The sequence below is a fragment of the Amycolatopsis sp. cg13 genome (assembly GCF_041346965.1).
Classification (GTDB): Bacteria; Actinomycetota; Actinomycetes; order Mycobacteriales; family Pseudonocardiaceae; genus Amycolatopsis.
The window spans coordinates 2,327,190-2,342,800 of record NZ_CP166848.1 but is presented as its reverse complement, the minus strand read 5'-3'; the positions used below and the strand labels follow the sequence as shown (position 1 = coordinate 2,342,800).

Sequence of the window (15,611 nt, the reverse complement as noted above, 5' to 3'; positions counted from 1 at the left end):
CCCGCTCGGCGATATTTGACACTTGGTGTCGAATGTGACGGCGACAATACTGTCACCCCGTGCCAGAAGCAATGGCCTGTCCGCGCGAGACACCCGATCGGGCGTTCTGTTTCGCCGGGAACCGACTGCCCCGCTCGCCCGACTCCTCAGGAGGCGGACGACGCGAAGGGAGCAGGATGGCCATCGGCACAGACGACGCGCCACGCACCGAACGAGAACTGGCGACCGGATGGGCGGCGCTGCGTCCGCTGGTGTTGCGGCTGCACTTCTACGCCGGAGTGTTCGTCGGACCGTTCCTGCTGGTCGCTGCGCTGACCGGGATCGCGTACGTGTGGACGCCGCAACTGGAGGAGGCTCTTTACTCGCAGGAGTTGCACGTCCCGGCCGCCGCTGGCGCGGTGTCGCTGGACCAGCAGGTTCTCGTCGCGCGTGCGCAGGTGCCGGACGGGAAGGTGATCGGCGTCCGCCCGGCGCCGTCCGCGACTGACACCACCCAGGTGATCTTCGACCGTCCGGGTCTGGCACCGAGTTACCGGTACACAGTGTTCGTCAATCCGCATGACGGCGGGGTTCGCGGCGCGCTGGAGACCTACGGTTCGGGGCAGGCGATGCCGGTCCGAGGCTGGATCGACACCCTGCACCGCAACCTTCATCTAGGCGACTTCGGCCGGTTGTACAGCGAGCTGGCGGCGAGTTGGTTGTGGGTGATCACGCTCGCCGGGTTGGCTTTGTGGCTTGGCCGTCGCCGACGCTTGCGTGCTGTGCTTTTGCCTTCCGGCGGCAAACCCGGACGGCGGCGGCTGCGTTCCTGGCACGGCTCGGCTGGCCTGTGGATCGCCGCGGGGCTGTTGTTTCTCTCCGCCACCGGATTGACATGGTCCCTTCATGCGGGCGCGAACATCACCGATCTGCGGTCCTCTTTGGACTGGACTACGCCGTCGGTTTCGTCGGCCTCTCGGTCTCCCGGCGACGTCGGCTGGCAGGCGGTTCGCGACGCGACCGTGCGGGCCGGATTGTCTGATCCGGTGGAGATCCGGCCGCCTGCCACGGGTGGCTATGTGGTGCAGCAGGTCGGAAGGGGTTGGCCGTCCAAACAGGACTCGATGGCGGTCGATCCTGGCACGGGCGTTGTTGCTGGGACGTTGAGGTTCGCTGACTATCCGCTAGCCGCGAAGCTGAGCCGGTGGGGGATTGACGCGCATATGGGGCTGCTGTTCGGGGTCGCGAACCAGATTGTGCTGACGGTGCTCGGTGCGGCGTTGGTTTGTGTTGTGGGGTGGGGATATCGGATGTGGTGGCTGAGGGGCTGCTCTGGTCGGCCGGTAGCGGGTGGCTTGCGTGGCGGGGGCCGTTCCGGCGAGTCGCGTGGCTTGGATCGGTTGCCGGAGGATGACCGACGCAGGCGTGGCCGGGCTCGCTTCGGCCGCTTGCCGATAGGCGGGACGCGTGTCGGCGGGTTGCCAACGGACGATGTGCGGCTGCCCGGTGAGGCCGACGCTGGCCGATCGCCGGAGGGCGCCGAGTCGTTGCGCGGGCAGGCTCGTTCCGGCCAGGCGTCGATACCCGGCGTGAGCGGTGAGACTGGCGAGTTGCCAACGGACGCCGCGAGGCCGCGTAGCGAGGCCTCCTCGGGCCGATCGCCGGAAGATGACGGGGCGTCGGGCGGTCCGGTCCTGTCTGGTCGTGGCGGGGCTCGGCCGGATCGGTTGCCAGCGAACGGCGAACGGTCGCGGGACCGGGGCCGTTTCGGCCGATTGCCGATGCGCGGCGCATGGCGGCGAATCCCCGGGCGAGTGCTGGCTCCGGTGCTGGTCGGAGTAGCGGTCGTGGGCTGGTTCCTTCCGGTTTTCGGGTTGTCGCTGCTGGGATTCCTGGCCGTGGACTGCCTGCTGGGCCTGCGCCGGGAGGTCGCGCGATGATCGCCGAAACGGGTTTGCGTTGGATCCTCACGCTGCTGTTCGCCGCGGCCGGGACGTTCTGCCTGTACCGGTGCGCGCGGCGTCCGGGCGTCAGCGGCCGCGTGGCGGACGCGCTGCACGCGGCGATGTGCGCCGGAATGGTCACGATGGCTTGGCCCGCGACGATGACTTTCGCGCGGATGCCCCAGGTCGTGCTGTTCGCGGCGGCCGCCGGATGGTTCGCGGTGAGCGCGGCGCTGGGATTCGGGCACGGACGGCTGCCGGGAGCGCACCACGCGCTGATGATGGCCGGAATGGCGTGGATGGCGTTCGTGATGCCGTCGGCGATGGCGGGAATGACGATGTCCGAGACGGCGATGGGCGGCGAGCACGCCGGGATGGACATGGGCGACGCGGGCATGACGATGACCGGGCACGCACCCGCGCACGTGATGGCGGTCGCGGCAGTGCTGGCGGTGGTGTTTTTGGCGGCCGGGGTCGCGTGGCTGGCCCGGGCGATCGACCACGCCCGGACGGTCGCCCGGCCAGGACGGCGGGAGGTCGGGTTGGCGATGGAAGGGGTGATGAGCTTGGGAATGGCGGTGATGGCGGTGGCGATGATCTGAGCCGGGTCGGGATGTTTGGGCTCGGCCGCTTCCCGGGGCTGACCGGCTTTGGCTGACGCTTGAACACGACCGCCGTGACTCCGGCCCGAAGCAACGGATCCGCAGTTCCAGCCAATTCCGCAATGCTTAGCCTGACCAGCTCAGACGACAGGTTTGCGACCCCTGGCCTGCGTGGCCCAATGCAAGAGGCGGCGCATGGCCGTTGCCTCGGGTTACGTCGGCTGGTGTCGCGAGCCGTATCAGACTGCGCGGTCTTTCTCGGATTGCCGCTGGCGTGCGGTTCGCGTCGCGTGTGGCTCTGTGATGGCACCGCGAAGCGACCTCGCGCTCGAGCGTTCCCGGTGTGAGCTGCTTGGCCGGAACGCCCGGGGCGAACGGGCGGTCAGGCGGCGCGGTGCCGTCCGGTCGGGCGTTGGGAGTCGCGGCCGCGTTTCGGGTGCGGGCGGACCAGGGCGAGCGCGCCGTGGGTGGTGACGGTGGTCTGGTCCGGGTCGTCGGCGGTGTCGGCGAGGTCTGGGCCCGGCTGGTGGCGGAGCCGGTGCTGGCGGTGGACCGCGTAGAGCAGCGCCAGTCCGACGACGAGGAAGACGTGCGACAGCACCCGGGCGACTGTCACCCGGTCGCCGATCAGGTCGCTGGTCGTGAGCACTGCGAGGACGATCACGAATCCGGTGATCATCGGCAACTGCCCGGCCGCCGCGCGGGTTCGCAGGGCGGCCCACAGCAGGCCGACGCCGACCGCGAGGTTCCAGGCCGCGCTTTCGTTGATGAGGTGGCCTTCCATGAAACCGCCGGTGCCGTGGGCGTTGTCCATGCCGAGCAGTTGCGCGAACGCCAGCCCGCACTGGACCAGCCCGACCAGTCCCAGCGCGACCCGCAGACCCCATTTTTCCCTCGGCGGGGCCGGGGTTTGGGCGAGGATCCGGTCGGTGAGATCGGGCACCTCGGGCGCGCTGCGGACCAGCATGGTGCGGCGCAGCGTCGCGCTTCGCTCGTACCAGCTCCGGCACGCCGCGCAGGTCTCGAGGTGCTGGTCGACCTGCGGTTCGGGCAGCGGACCCGCTTCGCCGTCGAGTCGCGCGGACAGCGCTTCGCGGAAGATTTCACAGCTCACGTCTGTCATAGTCGCTCGGATGCGCGGCCGAGTTCCCGGCGGGCTCGACGAATTTTCCCGGGACCTGGTCGTGGAACCGCCGCCGGACGGCATGGACTACCGTGACGTCCGTGTCCACCGGCCGCGACAACGACGACGAGCGGATCACCGCGCTGGCCCTCGCCGCCGGCCGCGGCGACCAGGTCGCATTGGAAGCCTGGGTCCGCGCGACGCAGGCCGACGCGTGGCGCTTCCTGGCCCACCGCACCAGCCCGGCCGACGCGGACGACCTCACCCAGGAAACGTACCTGCGCGCGTTCGGCTCGCTGCCGCGCTTCGCGGGCCGGTCGTCGTCGCGGACGTGGCTGCTGTCCATCGCCCGCCGGGTGGTCGTCGACCGCATCCGCGCGCGCTCGGTCCGCCCCCGCGAATCCACGACGGCCGACTGGCAGCGAGCCGCCGAAGAACAATCGGCGCGGACGCGCACGGCGGGCTTCGAGGACCTCATCGAACTGGGCCTCCTGCTCGACACCCTGGACGAGGACCGCCGGGAAGCCCTGGTGCTGACCCAATTCCTGGGCCTTTCCTACGCGGAGGCGGCCGAAGTGTGCGGCTGTCCGGTCGGCACGGTGCGTTCCCGGGTGTCCCGCGCCCGTGATGATTTGCTGCGCGCGCAGGAGGAGAACGACACCGCGATGTGACGCGGGTTGTTCCGTTCTGCCGGGGCGCTGGGCTGTCGGCGTGGGGTGCTTGGTAGTCGGGCGGATCTGCTTGGCTGTCGGCGAGTAGTGGATTGTCCGGCAGGTTGGCGGACAGCTTGGATACCGGGGCGGGCCGCTGCTCGTGTCGGGTGGCGGGCGAAGTGGACGGCTGGCTGTCGCGGATGACGGCTGCGGGCCGGTTGCTTGGCGGCGATCGTCTGAAGTGGACGGTGGCGGATCGCCGAGTTGAGCGATTGGCTCGCTTCCCGAGCCGAGCCGAGCCGAGCCGAGCCGAGCCGAGCCGAGCCGAGCCGAGCCGAGCCGAGCCGAGCCGAGCCGAGCCGAGCCGAGCCGTTGTTTCGGCAGCCCGCTAGGCCCCGCCATGGGATCCGGCCGTGATCCAGATCGCGGGAACTCGCGGGCGCCTCCGCCCGACCATTCTGTTGTGCGCACTATTCCGGCCCCGCACCGGCGGGGTTTGCTTGCCGCAGCGGGGTTTGCCGCCGTGGCCGTCGTGGCGGTGGTCGCCGCGGCGGGCGATGTCTATGCCGCTCTCGGCAACCCGGCTCCCGGCCCGTTGACGTCCTTGGGCACCTCCTTGCTCCGGTTGATCGCCGACGCGGCCGGGGTGGTCTGCGTCGGCGGGCTGGCGTTCGCGGCGTTTCTGAGCCCTCCCGGCGAATCGGGACGGCTCTCCCCGGACGGCTACGCAGCGACCCGCACCGCTGCGGGCGCCGCGGTCGTCTGGGCGCTCGCGGCCGCGGTGCTGGTGCCGTTCGACGCCGCTGACGCGTCCGGGCGCCCGGTTTCCGAGGCGTTGCACCTGGCGAACCTCGCCGTCCTCGTCGACGCCATGGAGGAACCCAAAGCCTGGCTCTGCGTCCTGGCAGTGGCGGCGACCGTAGCGATCGGCGTTTGGCGCACGTTGACCTGGCGCACCACGGTGTGGTGGCTGGGGCTCGCCATCGTCGGACTGCTGCCGCGCGCCATCGCCGGGCACGTTTCCATCGGCGGGTGGCACGACCTGGCCACGAATGCCTTGGTGTGGCACGTGATCGCGGCAGCCCTGTGGACTGGCTCCCTCGTCGCGCTGCTGCTCCACGTCCGGCGTTCGGGCTCGGCACGAGAGGTCGCGCTGCGCCGGTATCGGCGGTTGGCGACCTGTTGTCTCGTCGTACTCGCCGCGTCCGGAATAGTCGACGGCCTCGCACTTGCCCGTCCGGCTGGATTACTTACTGGCTATGGTTTTCTCCTCGGGGTGAAGATCGTTGTCACGGTGGTGTTGGCGGTGCTGATCGCCGGCACGCGCCGTCGTTGGGGCGGCGGGAAAGCGGCTCTCGTTGCTGAGGTCGTGGTGCTGGCTGGGGCTATGGGCGTCTCGGCTGGGCTGGCACATCTGGTGCCACCAGCGTTCGTGGACGATCCGGCGACCGTCGGCGAGACCGTGCTCGGCTACGACCTGCCCGACCCTCCGACGTTCGCCAGGCTCTTCCTGGATTGGCGTCCGGACTTGCTGCTCGGTGTCGTGGCAGTGCTCGCCATCGCGGCCTACGCGGTCGGGGCGCGCCGTCTCCGCACTCGCGGCGACGACTGGCCGCGCGGCCGGTTCTGGGCGTGGACCTGCGGCTGGGCGACGGTGCTGATCGCGACGTCGTCCGGCCTGGGCAAGTACTCGTCCGGAACCTTCAGCCTGCACATGGTCATCCACATGACGCTGGCCATGCTCGCCCCGGTGCTGCTCGTGCTCGGCGGCCCGGTGACCCTCGCGTTGCGCGCCTTGCCGGTGGCGGGCAACGGACCGGACGGTCCGCGCGAGTGGCTGGTGGCGCTGCTGCACTCGCGGTTCACGCGCCTGGTCGCGCACCCGCTGGCGGCGTCGGTGGTGTTCGTCGGCTCGTACTACGCGCTGTACTTTTCGGGCCTGTTCGGCGAGGCGATGCGCTACCACTGGGCGCACCAGCTGATGAACCTCCATTTCCTCGTGTCCGGCTACGTTTTCTTCTGGCTGGTGATCGGCGTCGACCTCCCGCCGCGCTCGTTGCCGCATCTCGCGCGGCTCGGCATGATGTTCGCGGTGATGCCGTTCCACGCGTTCTTCGGCGTGATCCTGATGAACAAGCAGACGGTGATCGCCGAGACGTTCTACCGCTACCTGTCCCTGCCGTGGATGCCTGACCTCCTCTCCGATCAACGCCTTGGCGGCGGCATCGCCTGGGCCACCGGGGAAATCCCGATGATCGTGGTCGTCGTGGCGCTGCTGGTGCAGTGGGGCCGCCACGACGACCGCGAAGCCGCGCGTCTGGACCGTCGCTTCGACCAAGGCGACGACGACGATTTCGCCGCCTACAACGCGATGCTCGCCAACCTGGCGGCCAGAAGGCAGTAGCCGCGGTCCGATGCCTGCCTCAGCGAATCAGGTTCGGTCGCTCCTGAGCTTCGCTCGACTGGCATCGGATCCGCTGCTCGCTGCATCCGCCTGCCCGTAGATCGCGCGTCGGATGGTCACAGTCTCGTTGCACCGCAACGACTCCATTGTTAAGCCACCGCAGCCACCACCTTGTCCAAGGCTCCGTCCTTGACGTCCGCGACGAGAACTTTCAGCTGTGCCAAGCTCATCTGCACGCGCTGCCCGAAGTCGTCGGTCAAGACGACGCGACGCTCCGGCGGGGCGGCGTCGTCGAGGAACAGCTCCGGGCAGCCGCAGTCGCAGTTGCCGCAGAACGTGGTCACGTGCCGCAGATCTCCTGCTACGGCAAAGGTTTCGGACATTTTCGCTCCTGTCTGATCGGGTCGGTTCGGGCACTGCCACCATCTGGATAGTCGTCGGAGAGGGGCGAAAGGTTCCCAAGTCACCCGAAGGAGTGGCGACGGAAAACCAGGCGTACTATGGAAATCAGTCCGCCTTCCCGGCGCCGGCACTGCCACCGCTTTCGTGCCCGTCCTGGAATTCGGAGAACCATGTCCACGCAGACCGCCGCCCCCGCGGCGACCCCGACCCGTCAACTCGATCTCGCCGTCGGCGGGATGACCTGTGCCGCTTGCGCGGCGCGCGTCGAGCGTTCCCTCGGCAAGCTCGCCGGCGTCCGCGCCACGGTGAACTACGCGACCGAACGCGCGACCGTCCACTATCCGCCCGACCTTGACCCCGCCTCGCTGGTCGCGACGATCGAGCGGGCGGGCTACACTGCGACTGTCCGCGGCGAAACGACCCCGGAAAACCGCGACGCGCGAGTGCGCGATCTGCGCCGTCGGCTGATCGTGGCCGCGGTCCTGGCTGTCCCGCTGGGAAACCTGTCGATCACGCTCGCGCTCGTGCCGTCGTTGCGATTCCCGTTGTGGGAGCTGGTGTGCCTGCTGCTCGCGACGCCGGTCGTCTTCTGGTCGGCGGCGCCGTTCCACCGGGCCGCGCTGCGCAATCTGCGGCACCGATCGTCCAGTATGGACACTCTCGTTTCCTTGGGCGTGCTGGCGTCCTACCTGTGGTCGGCGGCCTCGGTGCTGATCGGATCGGGCACCGAGGCGGGTTACTGGGTCGGGTTCGGCGCGACCGCGCCGGGTGCGGATTCGGTGTACCTCGACGTCGCGGCAGGCGTGACGACGTTCCTGCTCGCCGGCAGGTACTTCGAGGCGCGGTCCCGGCGCGGCGCGGCGGACCTGCTCGGTGCGCTGGACGCGCTGGCGGCCAAGGACGTGCGGATTCTGCGCGCGGAAGGCGAAGTGCTGGTCGGAATCGGCGAACTGGCGGTCGGCGACCGGTTCGTGGTGCGGCCGGGGGAGAAGATCGCCGCTGACGGAACCGTCGGCAGCGGCCTGTCCACAGTGGACGTAAGTGCCATCACGGGAGAACCGGTTCCGGCGGAAGTCGGGCCGGGAAACCGAGTGATCGGCGGGAGCATCAACCTGAACGGCAGGCTGATGGTGCGCGCGGAGGCGGTCGGGGCGCGGTCGCAGCTGGCGCAGATGAGCGCGCTGGCCGAGCGGGCGCAGGAGCGGAAGGCGGCGGTGCAGCGGCTGGCCGACCGGGTGTGCGCGGTGTTCGTCCCCGTGGTTTCGGCGCTTGCCGTGCTCACCCTGGCAGGGTGGTTGCTCAGCGGGAACCCGGTGCGGGATGCGTTCGGGGCGGCGGTGTCCGTGCTGATCATCGCGTGCCCGTGTGCGTTGGGGCTTGCGACGCCGACAGCGTTGATGGTCGGCGTCGGGAGAGGCGCGCAGCTCGGGATCCTGGTGAAGGGCCCGGACGCGCTCGAGGCGAGTCGTGCGGTGGACACCGTCGTGCTGGACAAGACCGGCACGGTGACCCAGGGGCGGATGACTCTCGCCGAGACCAGGGCGTTCGGGTCGTTTTCGGCGACGGAAGTCCTTCGCCTCGCGGCCGCGGTGGAAGCATCGTCAGAACACCCGATCGCAGCAGCGATTGTCGCCGGTGGACCGGATGTACTTCCGGCCGCTGCGGAGTTCGAGGCCTTGCCGGGGTTGGGCGCACGCGGGGTCGTCGACGGGACGGCGGTAGTGGTCGGGCGGCCCAGGTTGCTGGTCGGCGAAGGGGTTTCGGTTGGCCCGGAGGTCGAGGCCGAAGTGGCGTCGGCGGAGGCTGGCGGGGCGACGGTCGTGCTTGTTGCGAAAGGCGGCGAGGTCGCGGGCATGCTCGTAGTGCGGGACGAGGTGAAGCCGTCGGCGCGGGCGGCGGTCGCGCAGTTGCATCGGCTGGGATTGAAGACGGTGCTGCTGACCGGCGATAACGAGGCGACGGCGCAGGCGGTCGCGGCGGAGGTCGGGATTCCCGAGGTGCTCGCCGGGGTTTTGCCGAGCGAGAAGGCGGCGGCGGTGTCCGCGTTGCAGCGCAAGGGACATCGGGTAGCGATGGTCGGCGACGGAGTGAACGACGCTCCGGCGCTGGCGACCGCTGATCTCGGGCTGGCCGTCGCGGAAGGAACCGATTTGGCTTTGCGTTCGGCCGACATCATCCTGGTCCGCGACGATCTGTCGGTGCTGCCGGACGCGATCCGTCTCGCTCAGCGGACATTGCGCACGATCCGGGGCAATCTCGTCTGGGCGTTCGGGTACAACGTGGCCGCGTTGCCGCTTGCCGCGTGCGGACTGCTGAATCCGCTGATCGCGGGGGCCGCGATGTCGCTGTCGTCGGTGCTGGTGGTGGCCAACAGCTTGCGGCTGCGGAATTTCGCGCCCGGCCGCTGAGCCGGGGGTGGGCGGGATCACCCTGGCCGTCGCTCACTCGATTAGGTTAGGTTTGCCTAATCAGTCGGCGACGGAGGGTGAGGTGCGCGGTGACGCGGGACGCGGAAGCCGGGATCGAGGGGCGGGTCGCGCTGGTCACCGGCGGTGCGCGCGGAATCGGGGCGGCCGTCGTGGAGGCGCTCGCCCGGGCCGGTGCCGTGGTGGCCGCGGTCGACATCGACGAGGAGGGGGTGCGGGAGGTCGCCGCGCGGGACTACGGCGCGGGGCTGGCTCAGGCTGACGTCGGGGATCTTTCGGGGGCCAGGGCGCTTGGCCGTCTCGCGGGAAGTTCTGCCGCGGAGGATGGTGCGCGACCGCCGGCGGAATCGGTTGCGGGGGTGCTCGCGGACGGTCCTGGGCGGATAACAGCCGATGCGGCGCGGGGTCGGGTGGACGCCAGTGTCCAGCTGCCGGTCCGCGGATGGCGCGGGCAGGTGGTGCCGTTCGTGGCGGATGTTGGGGATCCGGCGGCGGTCGCGCGGGTGGTGGCGGATGTCGAGCGCGAGTTGGGGCCGATCGGGATCGGGGTGTCGGTCGCGGGGGTGTTGCGGCCTGGGACGGTCAGCGAGACCAGCGACGAGGACTGGGCGGCGACCTTCGCGGTCAACTCGACTGGGGTTTTCACTGTGCTGCGCGAGATCTCCCGGCGGATGCAGCCGCGGGGGAGCGGGACGCTCGTGACTGTGGGGTCGAACGCCGCTGGTGTCCCGCGGACCGGGATGGCTGCTTATGCGGCTTCGAAGGCTGCTGCGACCATGCTCACTCGCTGTCTCGGGCTGGAGCTCGCCGGGTCGGGGATTCGGTGCAACATCGTCTCGCCGGGGTCGACCGATACCGACATGCAACGTCTACTGTGGACGGACGACTCCGGCGAAGCTCGCGTGATCGCGGGGAATCTGGAGGAATTCCGCGTCGGGATTCCGCTCGGGCGGATCGCCGACCCGGCCGATATCGCGGACGCGGTGCTGTTCCTCGCGTCCGACCGGGCGCGGCACATCACCATGCAGAACCTCTACGTCGACGGCGGGGCCACGCTTCGCGCGTGACCCGGGTTGACCCGCCGGGCGGCTTTTCCTTTTCGTCCGGATACGGTAGCGTCCATTAGGTTAGGCTAACCGAACAGTCAAGGTCTGGACCTTGTCCAAGGAACAGACGGGGCGGCTCGGCCGCCTGCGCGTGTGCGAAAGGGAATTCACCTCGTGTCCTCACCTGCTCCGGCCCGTCCGCGGCCGGTCCACCGGGCGGCGGATCTCCTGGCCGCGTACCTGCCGGGATCGTTCTACTACTCGTCGGCCCGCGGGGTGCTGCTCGCCGACGGGGTGCACTCGTGCGTCCGCGGCACACCCGGCAACCGGGCCGCGGCTGCTGCTGAGGCGTTGGAAGCCGCTGTGCTGGCGGGGGTTGCCGATCCGGTGGTGGTGGGGGCGATCGGGTTTCGGCCGGATTCCGGGAGCAGCCTGATCGTGCCTGCGGTGGTGCGCCGGGCCAAGGCGCCGGGCGACGTGGCGGGCTCGGATTCGGGCGTGGGCGGTCGCGCGGACCTGGCTGGCGGGGTTTCGGGCGCGAATGGTCGCGGGAAGTTGGCTGGCGGGGTTTCGGGTCTGGGCGGTAGCGCGGAGCTGGCCGACGAGGTTTCGGGCGTGGGTGGTCGTGGGGAGTTGGCTGGCGGGGTTTCAAACGCGGGCGGTTGCGCGGAGCCGGTCGACGAGGTTTCGGGCGCGGGCGGTCGCGGGGAGTTGGCCGACGAAATTTCAGGCGGGAGCGGTCGCGAGAAGCTGGCCGAAGAGGTCCCTGCTGCGGGCGATCGCAGGGTGCCGAGCGGGTTCTCGGCTCAAACCTCCTGGACCGTAGTCCCTCAACCGGCCCCCGAGGTCTACGCCGAAAGCGTCCGCCGGGCGGTCGGCCTTATCGCCGACGGGGAACTCGAGAAGGTCGTCCTCGCCCGCGCGTTGGATCTCGTTGGGCAGCAGGGCCTTTCCGTCCAGCAACTGCTCCGCAATCTCGTCGTGGCGGACCCGGGAGCGCACGCCTTTGCCGTTGACGTCAGCGCACCGGGGGATGCGGCGCCGCGGACGCTCGTCGGGGCCAGTCCGGAGTTGCTGGTGTCTCGCAAGGGGGACGTCGTGACCGCGAATCCGCTTGCTGGCTCGCGGCGGCGGACCGGGGATCCGGTCCAGGACGCGCAGGCGATTGCCGAGTTGAGAGTGTCCGAAAAGGACCTCAATGAACACGCTCTCGTCGCGGCGCAGGTCGCGGAGGTGCTGGGGCGGTACTGCACCGAGCTGGAAGTTCCGGAAGAGCCGGAAGTGATGGGCACGCCTACGATGTGGCATCTCTCCACCCGGATCACGGGGCGAGTGGGGCCGGGTGGGCCGTCGTCGTTGGAGTTGGCTGAAGCTTTGCATCCGACGCCCGCGGTGTGCGGCGTGCCGGTCGAGCTGGCGCGGGACACGATCGCACGGCTGGAACCCGAGGATCGCGGGTATTACGCGGGGCTGGTCGGCTGGACCGACCTCGCGGGGGACGGCGAATGGGTCGTCACGATCCGGTGTGCGGAGGTGTCCGACAAGACGGCGCGGCTGTTCGCGGGGGCGGGCGTCGTCGCTGGGTCTGATCCGGCGGCGGAACTGGCCGAGACCAGTGCGAAGTTCGGGACGCTGCTGCGCGCGCTGGGTGCGGAGGGGGTCGCGTGAACCTGTGGCCGGAAGAAACCGCGGCCAGGTATCGGGCCAGCGGGTATTGGCGGGGGCAGACGTTCGGGGCGTTGCTGACGTCGCTCAAGGACGCGTATGCGAGCCGGACGGCGGTGGTCGGCGAGGAGCAGCGGTGGACGTTCGCCGAGTTGGACGAGCGGGCGCATCGGCTTGCGGCTGGGTTTGTCGCGAACGGGATCAAGCAGGGCGACCGGGTGGTCGTGCAGTTGCCGAATATTCCGGAGTTCGTGTCTGTCGTTTTTGGACTGTGGCGGGCGGGTGCGGTGCCGGTGTTCGCGTTGCCCGCGCATCGGGACAGCGAGTTGCGGCACTTCGTGGAGCAGAGCGAAGCACAGGCGATTATCACCGTAAAAGAGCACGCTGGGCACGATCACGCGAAGATGGCGCGGGAGGTTGCCAAGCGGAAATCCCTAGTAGTAGGGGAATCGGAGTTCGCGGAGCTGGCGGCGACCGCGCCGCGGGAGTTGCCGGAGCCGGATCCTGACGGGATGGCGTTTCTGCAGCTGTCCGGCGGAAGTACCGGGTTGCCGAAGCTGATTCCGCGTACTCACGACGATTATCTCTACAGCGTCAGGGAAAGTGCGCGGATCTGCGGGCTCAAAAAGGAAAGCGTGTATCTCGCGGCCCTGCCCGTCGCGCATAACTTCCCGCTCAGCTCGCCGGGGCTGCTCGGTGCGTTGCACGCGGGCGCGGCCACGGTGATGGCGCCGCGGCCGGACGCCGACACCGCGTTTCGGTTGATCGAGGCCGAAGGGGTCACGATCAGCGGGGTGGTTCCGCCGTTGGCGGCGGCTTGGGTGCAGGCGGCGGCGCGGACCCAACGAGACCTGTCCTCTTTGGACGTTCTGCTCGTCGGCGGCGCGAAATGCGGCCGGGAACTCGCCGAACGCATCGGTCCGGCGCTGGGATGCCAGTTGCAGCAGGTGTTCGGCATGGCCGAGGGGCTGGTCTGCTACACCCGGCTGGACGATCCAGAAGACCTCGTCTTGAGCACCCAAGGGCGGCCGATTTCGCCAGACGACGAGGTGCGCGTCGTGAATCCGGACGATCCGCTGGCGAAATCGGACCATGTAGTCGAGCCCGGCGAAATCGGCGCGCTGCTCACGCGCGGGCCGTACACGATTCGTGGCTACTACAACGCGGCCGAGCACAACAAGACTGCGTTCACCGAGGACGGGTTTTACCGCACTGGAGATTTGGTGCGGCAACGGGAATCCGGGCATCTCGAGGTCGTCGGGCGGGCGAAGGAGCAGATCAACCGCGGCGGCGAGAAGGTCGCGGCGGAAGAGGTCGAGAACCATCTGATGGCGCATCCGGGCGTGCTCGACGCGGCCGTCGTCGCGGTGCCCGACGAGTACCTCGGCGAGCGGACCTGCGCGTATGTCGTTCCGGTGGACGGCGAACAGCCGAGCGCGGCGGAACTGCGCCGGTTCGTGCGCGGGCGCGGGATCGCCGCGTTCAAGGTGCCGGATCTGGTGGAGGTGGTCGGGGAGTTCCCGGTCACCGGCGTGGGCAAGACCAGCAAACGCGAACTGCGGGCGGCGCTGGCCGCCCTGGCGAAGGAGAGGTGAGGCGTGTCCCTGCCGAAGATCCGGGCGTACCCGCTGCCGACGGCGGCGGACCTGCCCGCGGGACGGGTCGACTGGCGGCCCGACCCGTCGCGGTCGGCCCTGCTCGTGCACGACGTCCAGCGGTATTTCCTTGCCCCGTATGAGGGCTCGCCGATTCCGGAGATGGTCGCGAACATCGCGGAGCTCGCCGAGAAGGCGCGCAGTTACGGCGTTCCGGTGTTCTACACCGCGCAGCCGGGCAAGCAGCCGGCCGCCGATCGCGGGCTGCTCACCGAATTCTGGGGCGACGGCATCGGCGCGGTGATCGACGACGACCCGCGCGCCGCGGACATCGTCGACGAGCTGGCTCCGCGGCCGGGCGACATCGTGCTGGACAAATGGCGCTACAGCGCCTTCCAGCGCAGCACTTTCCGCGAGCAGCTCGGCGACCGCGACCAGCTGCTGATCACCGGCGTCTACGCGCACATCGGCTGCCAGACCACGGCGGTCGAGGCGTTCATGCGCGACGTCCGGCCGTTCCTGATCAGCGACGCGGTCGCGGACTTCGACCGCTCCCGGCACGACCAGGCGTGCGAGTACGTCGCGCAACGCTGCGGCGTCGTCACCACCACCGCCGACGCGCTCGCCGCGCTCTCGGCGCCGATTCCCGCAGGAGCACCTCGATGAGCAACCCCGGACTGACGGCCGACCAGGTCAACGCGGACGTCGCCGAACTGCTCGGCTGCGGCCTCGACGAGCTGACCCCGGACACCGACCTCGCCGACCTCGGCCTCGACTCGATGCGGATCATGAGCCTGGTCGAGAAGTGGCGCGGCGCGGGCGCGGCGCAGCTGGAATTCGCCGACCTCGCCGAAGACCCGCGCCTCGGGCATTGGACGAAGCTGCTCACCGGCGGCGCGCAGTGAGCCGGGACGAGCACCGGCACCGCCACACCGCCCGGATCGCGGAGGTCCGCGCGGGCCGTCAGGCCGAGAAAGTGCCGTACCCCATCAGGATCCGACGCGCGGAGGTCGTGCGGACCAGCGCGGTCGGCGCCGGGCTGCTGCGCGTCACCCTCGGCGGGCCGGGCACGGCGGGGTTCGAGGCGCATTCGCCGGACGAGCACGTGAAGATCCTCTTCCCGGACGCCGACGGCCAGCTCCGGCTGCCCGAGGCGAACGGTGACCTGCTCCGCTGGCCGAAGCCGTCGCCGGTTTCGCGCGAGTACACCGTCCGCCGCTACGACCCGGCGTCCGGCGAACTGGACCTCGACGTCGCCCTGCACGACGGCGGTCTCGGCTCGGATTGGGCGCGCGCGGTTCAGCCGGGCGAAGCCGTGCACGTCGCCGGTCCGCCGGGCGGGCTGATCGTGCCGCACAACTACGACCGCTACTTGCTCGCCGGCGACATCACGGCGTTGCCCGCGCTCGCGCGCTGGCTGGAGGAACTGCCGCGGACCGCGGTGGGCTGGGCGTTCGCCGAGGTCGCCGACGCGAGCGAGGAGATCGACCTCGACGCTCCGGAAGGCGTCGAAGTCCATTGGCTGCACCGCGGAGCAGCCGCGCCGGGCAGCGTCGAGCTTCTCGCCGACGCCGTGCGCGAAGTCAAAGTGCCAGAAGGCGAACGGCTTTACGCGTGGATCGCCGGAGAGGCGGGCGCGATCAAGCCGTTGCGCCGTTGGCTGCGTGACGACCTCGGGCTCGCCCGCGAGGACTACGACGTGACCGGCTACTGGAAACGCGGCGTCGCGGACTTCGACGACGAGCACGACCACTGATCCACCAGAACAGCAAG

General features: G+C 69.8%; 13 protein-coding genes and 1 pseudogene. 12 read left to right on the top strand and 2 right to left on the bottom strand.

Annotated features, from left to right (window positions below):
- Positions 1–176: 176 nt before the first annotated feature.
- On the top strand, positions 177–1,919 hold the full coding sequence (locus tag AB5I40_RS10435; RefSeq protein ID WP_370938259.1) for a PepSY-associated TM helix domain-containing protein: 1,743 nt from the start codon (positions 177–179) through the stop codon (positions 1,917–1,919).
- On the top strand, positions 1,916–2,524 hold the full coding sequence (locus AB5I40_RS10430) for a DUF5134 domain-containing protein (RefSeq protein ID WP_370938258.1): 609 nt from the start codon (positions 1,916–1,918) through the stop codon (positions 2,522–2,524). Before AB5I40_RS10435 ends, AB5I40_RS10430 begins: the two co-directional genes overlap by 4 nt.
- A gap of 382 nt (positions 2,525–2,906) precedes the next feature.
- Here the strand turns inward: AB5I40_RS10430 and AB5I40_RS10425 are convergent, their stop codons facing one another.
- A complete protein-coding gene (locus AB5I40_RS10425) occupies positions 2,907–3,647 on the bottom strand; it encodes a zf-HC2 domain-containing protein (RefSeq protein ID WP_370938257.1) in 741 nt (246 codons plus the stop codon).
- 101 nt (positions 3,648–3,748) lie between these two features.
- Here AB5I40_RS10425 and AB5I40_RS10420 point away from each other — a divergent pair, with 101 nt between their 5' ends.
- Positions 3,749–4,318, top strand: a complete 570-nt coding sequence (locus AB5I40_RS10420; protein ID WP_370938255.1) for a sigma-70 family RNA polymerase sigma factor — start codon at positions 3,749–3,751, stop codon at positions 4,316–4,318.
- Between the two features lie 445 nt (positions 4,319–4,763).
- Positions 4,764–6,704 (top strand): cytochrome c oxidase assembly protein, encoded by a 1,941-nt coding sequence (locus tag AB5I40_RS10415; RefSeq protein ID WP_370938254.1) that lies wholly within the window; start codon positions 4,764–4,766, stop codon positions 6,702–6,704.
- A 149-nt stretch (positions 6,705–6,853) separates the two neighbouring features.
- Here AB5I40_RS10415 and AB5I40_RS10410 read toward each other — a convergent pair whose 3' ends face one another.
- Positions 6,854–7,087: a hypothetical protein gene (locus AB5I40_RS10410; protein WP_370938253.1), complete on the bottom strand. Its 234-nt coding sequence runs from the start codon at positions 7,085–7,087 to the stop codon at positions 6,854–6,856.
- Positions 7,088–7,276: 189 nt separating this feature from the next.
- On the opposite strand from AB5I40_RS10410, the gene AB5I40_RS10405 reads away from it, so the two are divergent.
- The 8 genes and pseudogenes from AB5I40_RS10405 (at position 7,277) to AB5I40_RS10370 (ending at position 15,594) form a co-directional block, all read left to right on the top strand.
- On the top strand, positions 7,277–9,514 hold the full coding sequence (locus tag AB5I40_RS10405; protein ID WP_370938252.1) for a heavy metal translocating P-type ATPase: 2,238 nt from the start codon (positions 7,277–7,279) through the stop codon (positions 9,512–9,514).
- Between the two features lie 77 nt (positions 9,515–9,591).
- Positions 9,592–9,789: pseudogene (locus tag AB5I40_RS10400) on the top strand (SDR family NAD(P)-dependent oxidoreductase); the annotation flags it as partial.
- Between the two features lie 102 nt (positions 9,790–9,891).
- A complete protein-coding gene (locus tag AB5I40_RS10395) occupies positions 9,892–10,599 on the top strand; it encodes a 2,3-dihydro-2,3-dihydroxybenzoate dehydrogenase (RefSeq protein WP_370940490.1) in 708 nt (235 codons plus the stop codon).
- Between the two features lie 153 nt (positions 10,600–10,752).
- Complete coding sequence (locus AB5I40_RS10390) at positions 10,753–12,246, top strand: isochorismate synthase (protein WP_370938250.1); 1,494 nt, start codon at positions 10,753–10,755, stop codon at positions 12,244–12,246.
- Positions 12,243–13,838 (top strand): (2,3-dihydroxybenzoyl)adenylate synthase, encoded by a 1,596-nt coding sequence (locus AB5I40_RS10385; RefSeq protein ID WP_370938249.1) that lies wholly within the window; start codon positions 12,243–12,245, stop codon positions 13,836–13,838. The genes AB5I40_RS10390 and AB5I40_RS10385 overlap by 4 nt, the downstream gene beginning before the upstream one ends.
- Before the next feature lie 3 nt (positions 13,839–13,841).
- Positions 13,842–14,504 carry an isochorismatase family protein gene (locus AB5I40_RS10380; RefSeq protein WP_370938248.1) on the top strand — a complete coding sequence of 221 codons (663 nt, stop codon included), beginning with the start codon at positions 13,842–13,844 and terminating at the stop codon, positions 14,502–14,504.
- Positions 14,501–14,743 carry a phosphopantetheine-binding protein gene (locus tag AB5I40_RS10375; RefSeq protein WP_370938247.1) on the top strand — a complete coding sequence of 81 codons (243 nt, stop codon included), beginning with the start codon at positions 14,501–14,503 and terminating at the stop codon, positions 14,741–14,743. Before AB5I40_RS10380 ends, AB5I40_RS10375 begins: the two co-directional genes overlap by 4 nt.
- A complete protein-coding gene (locus tag AB5I40_RS10370) occupies positions 14,740–15,594 on the top strand; it encodes a siderophore-interacting protein (RefSeq protein ID WP_370938246.1) in 855 nt (284 codons plus the stop codon). The genes AB5I40_RS10375 and AB5I40_RS10370 overlap by 4 nt, the downstream gene beginning before the upstream one ends.
- Positions 15,595–15,611 lie beyond the last annotated feature (17 nt).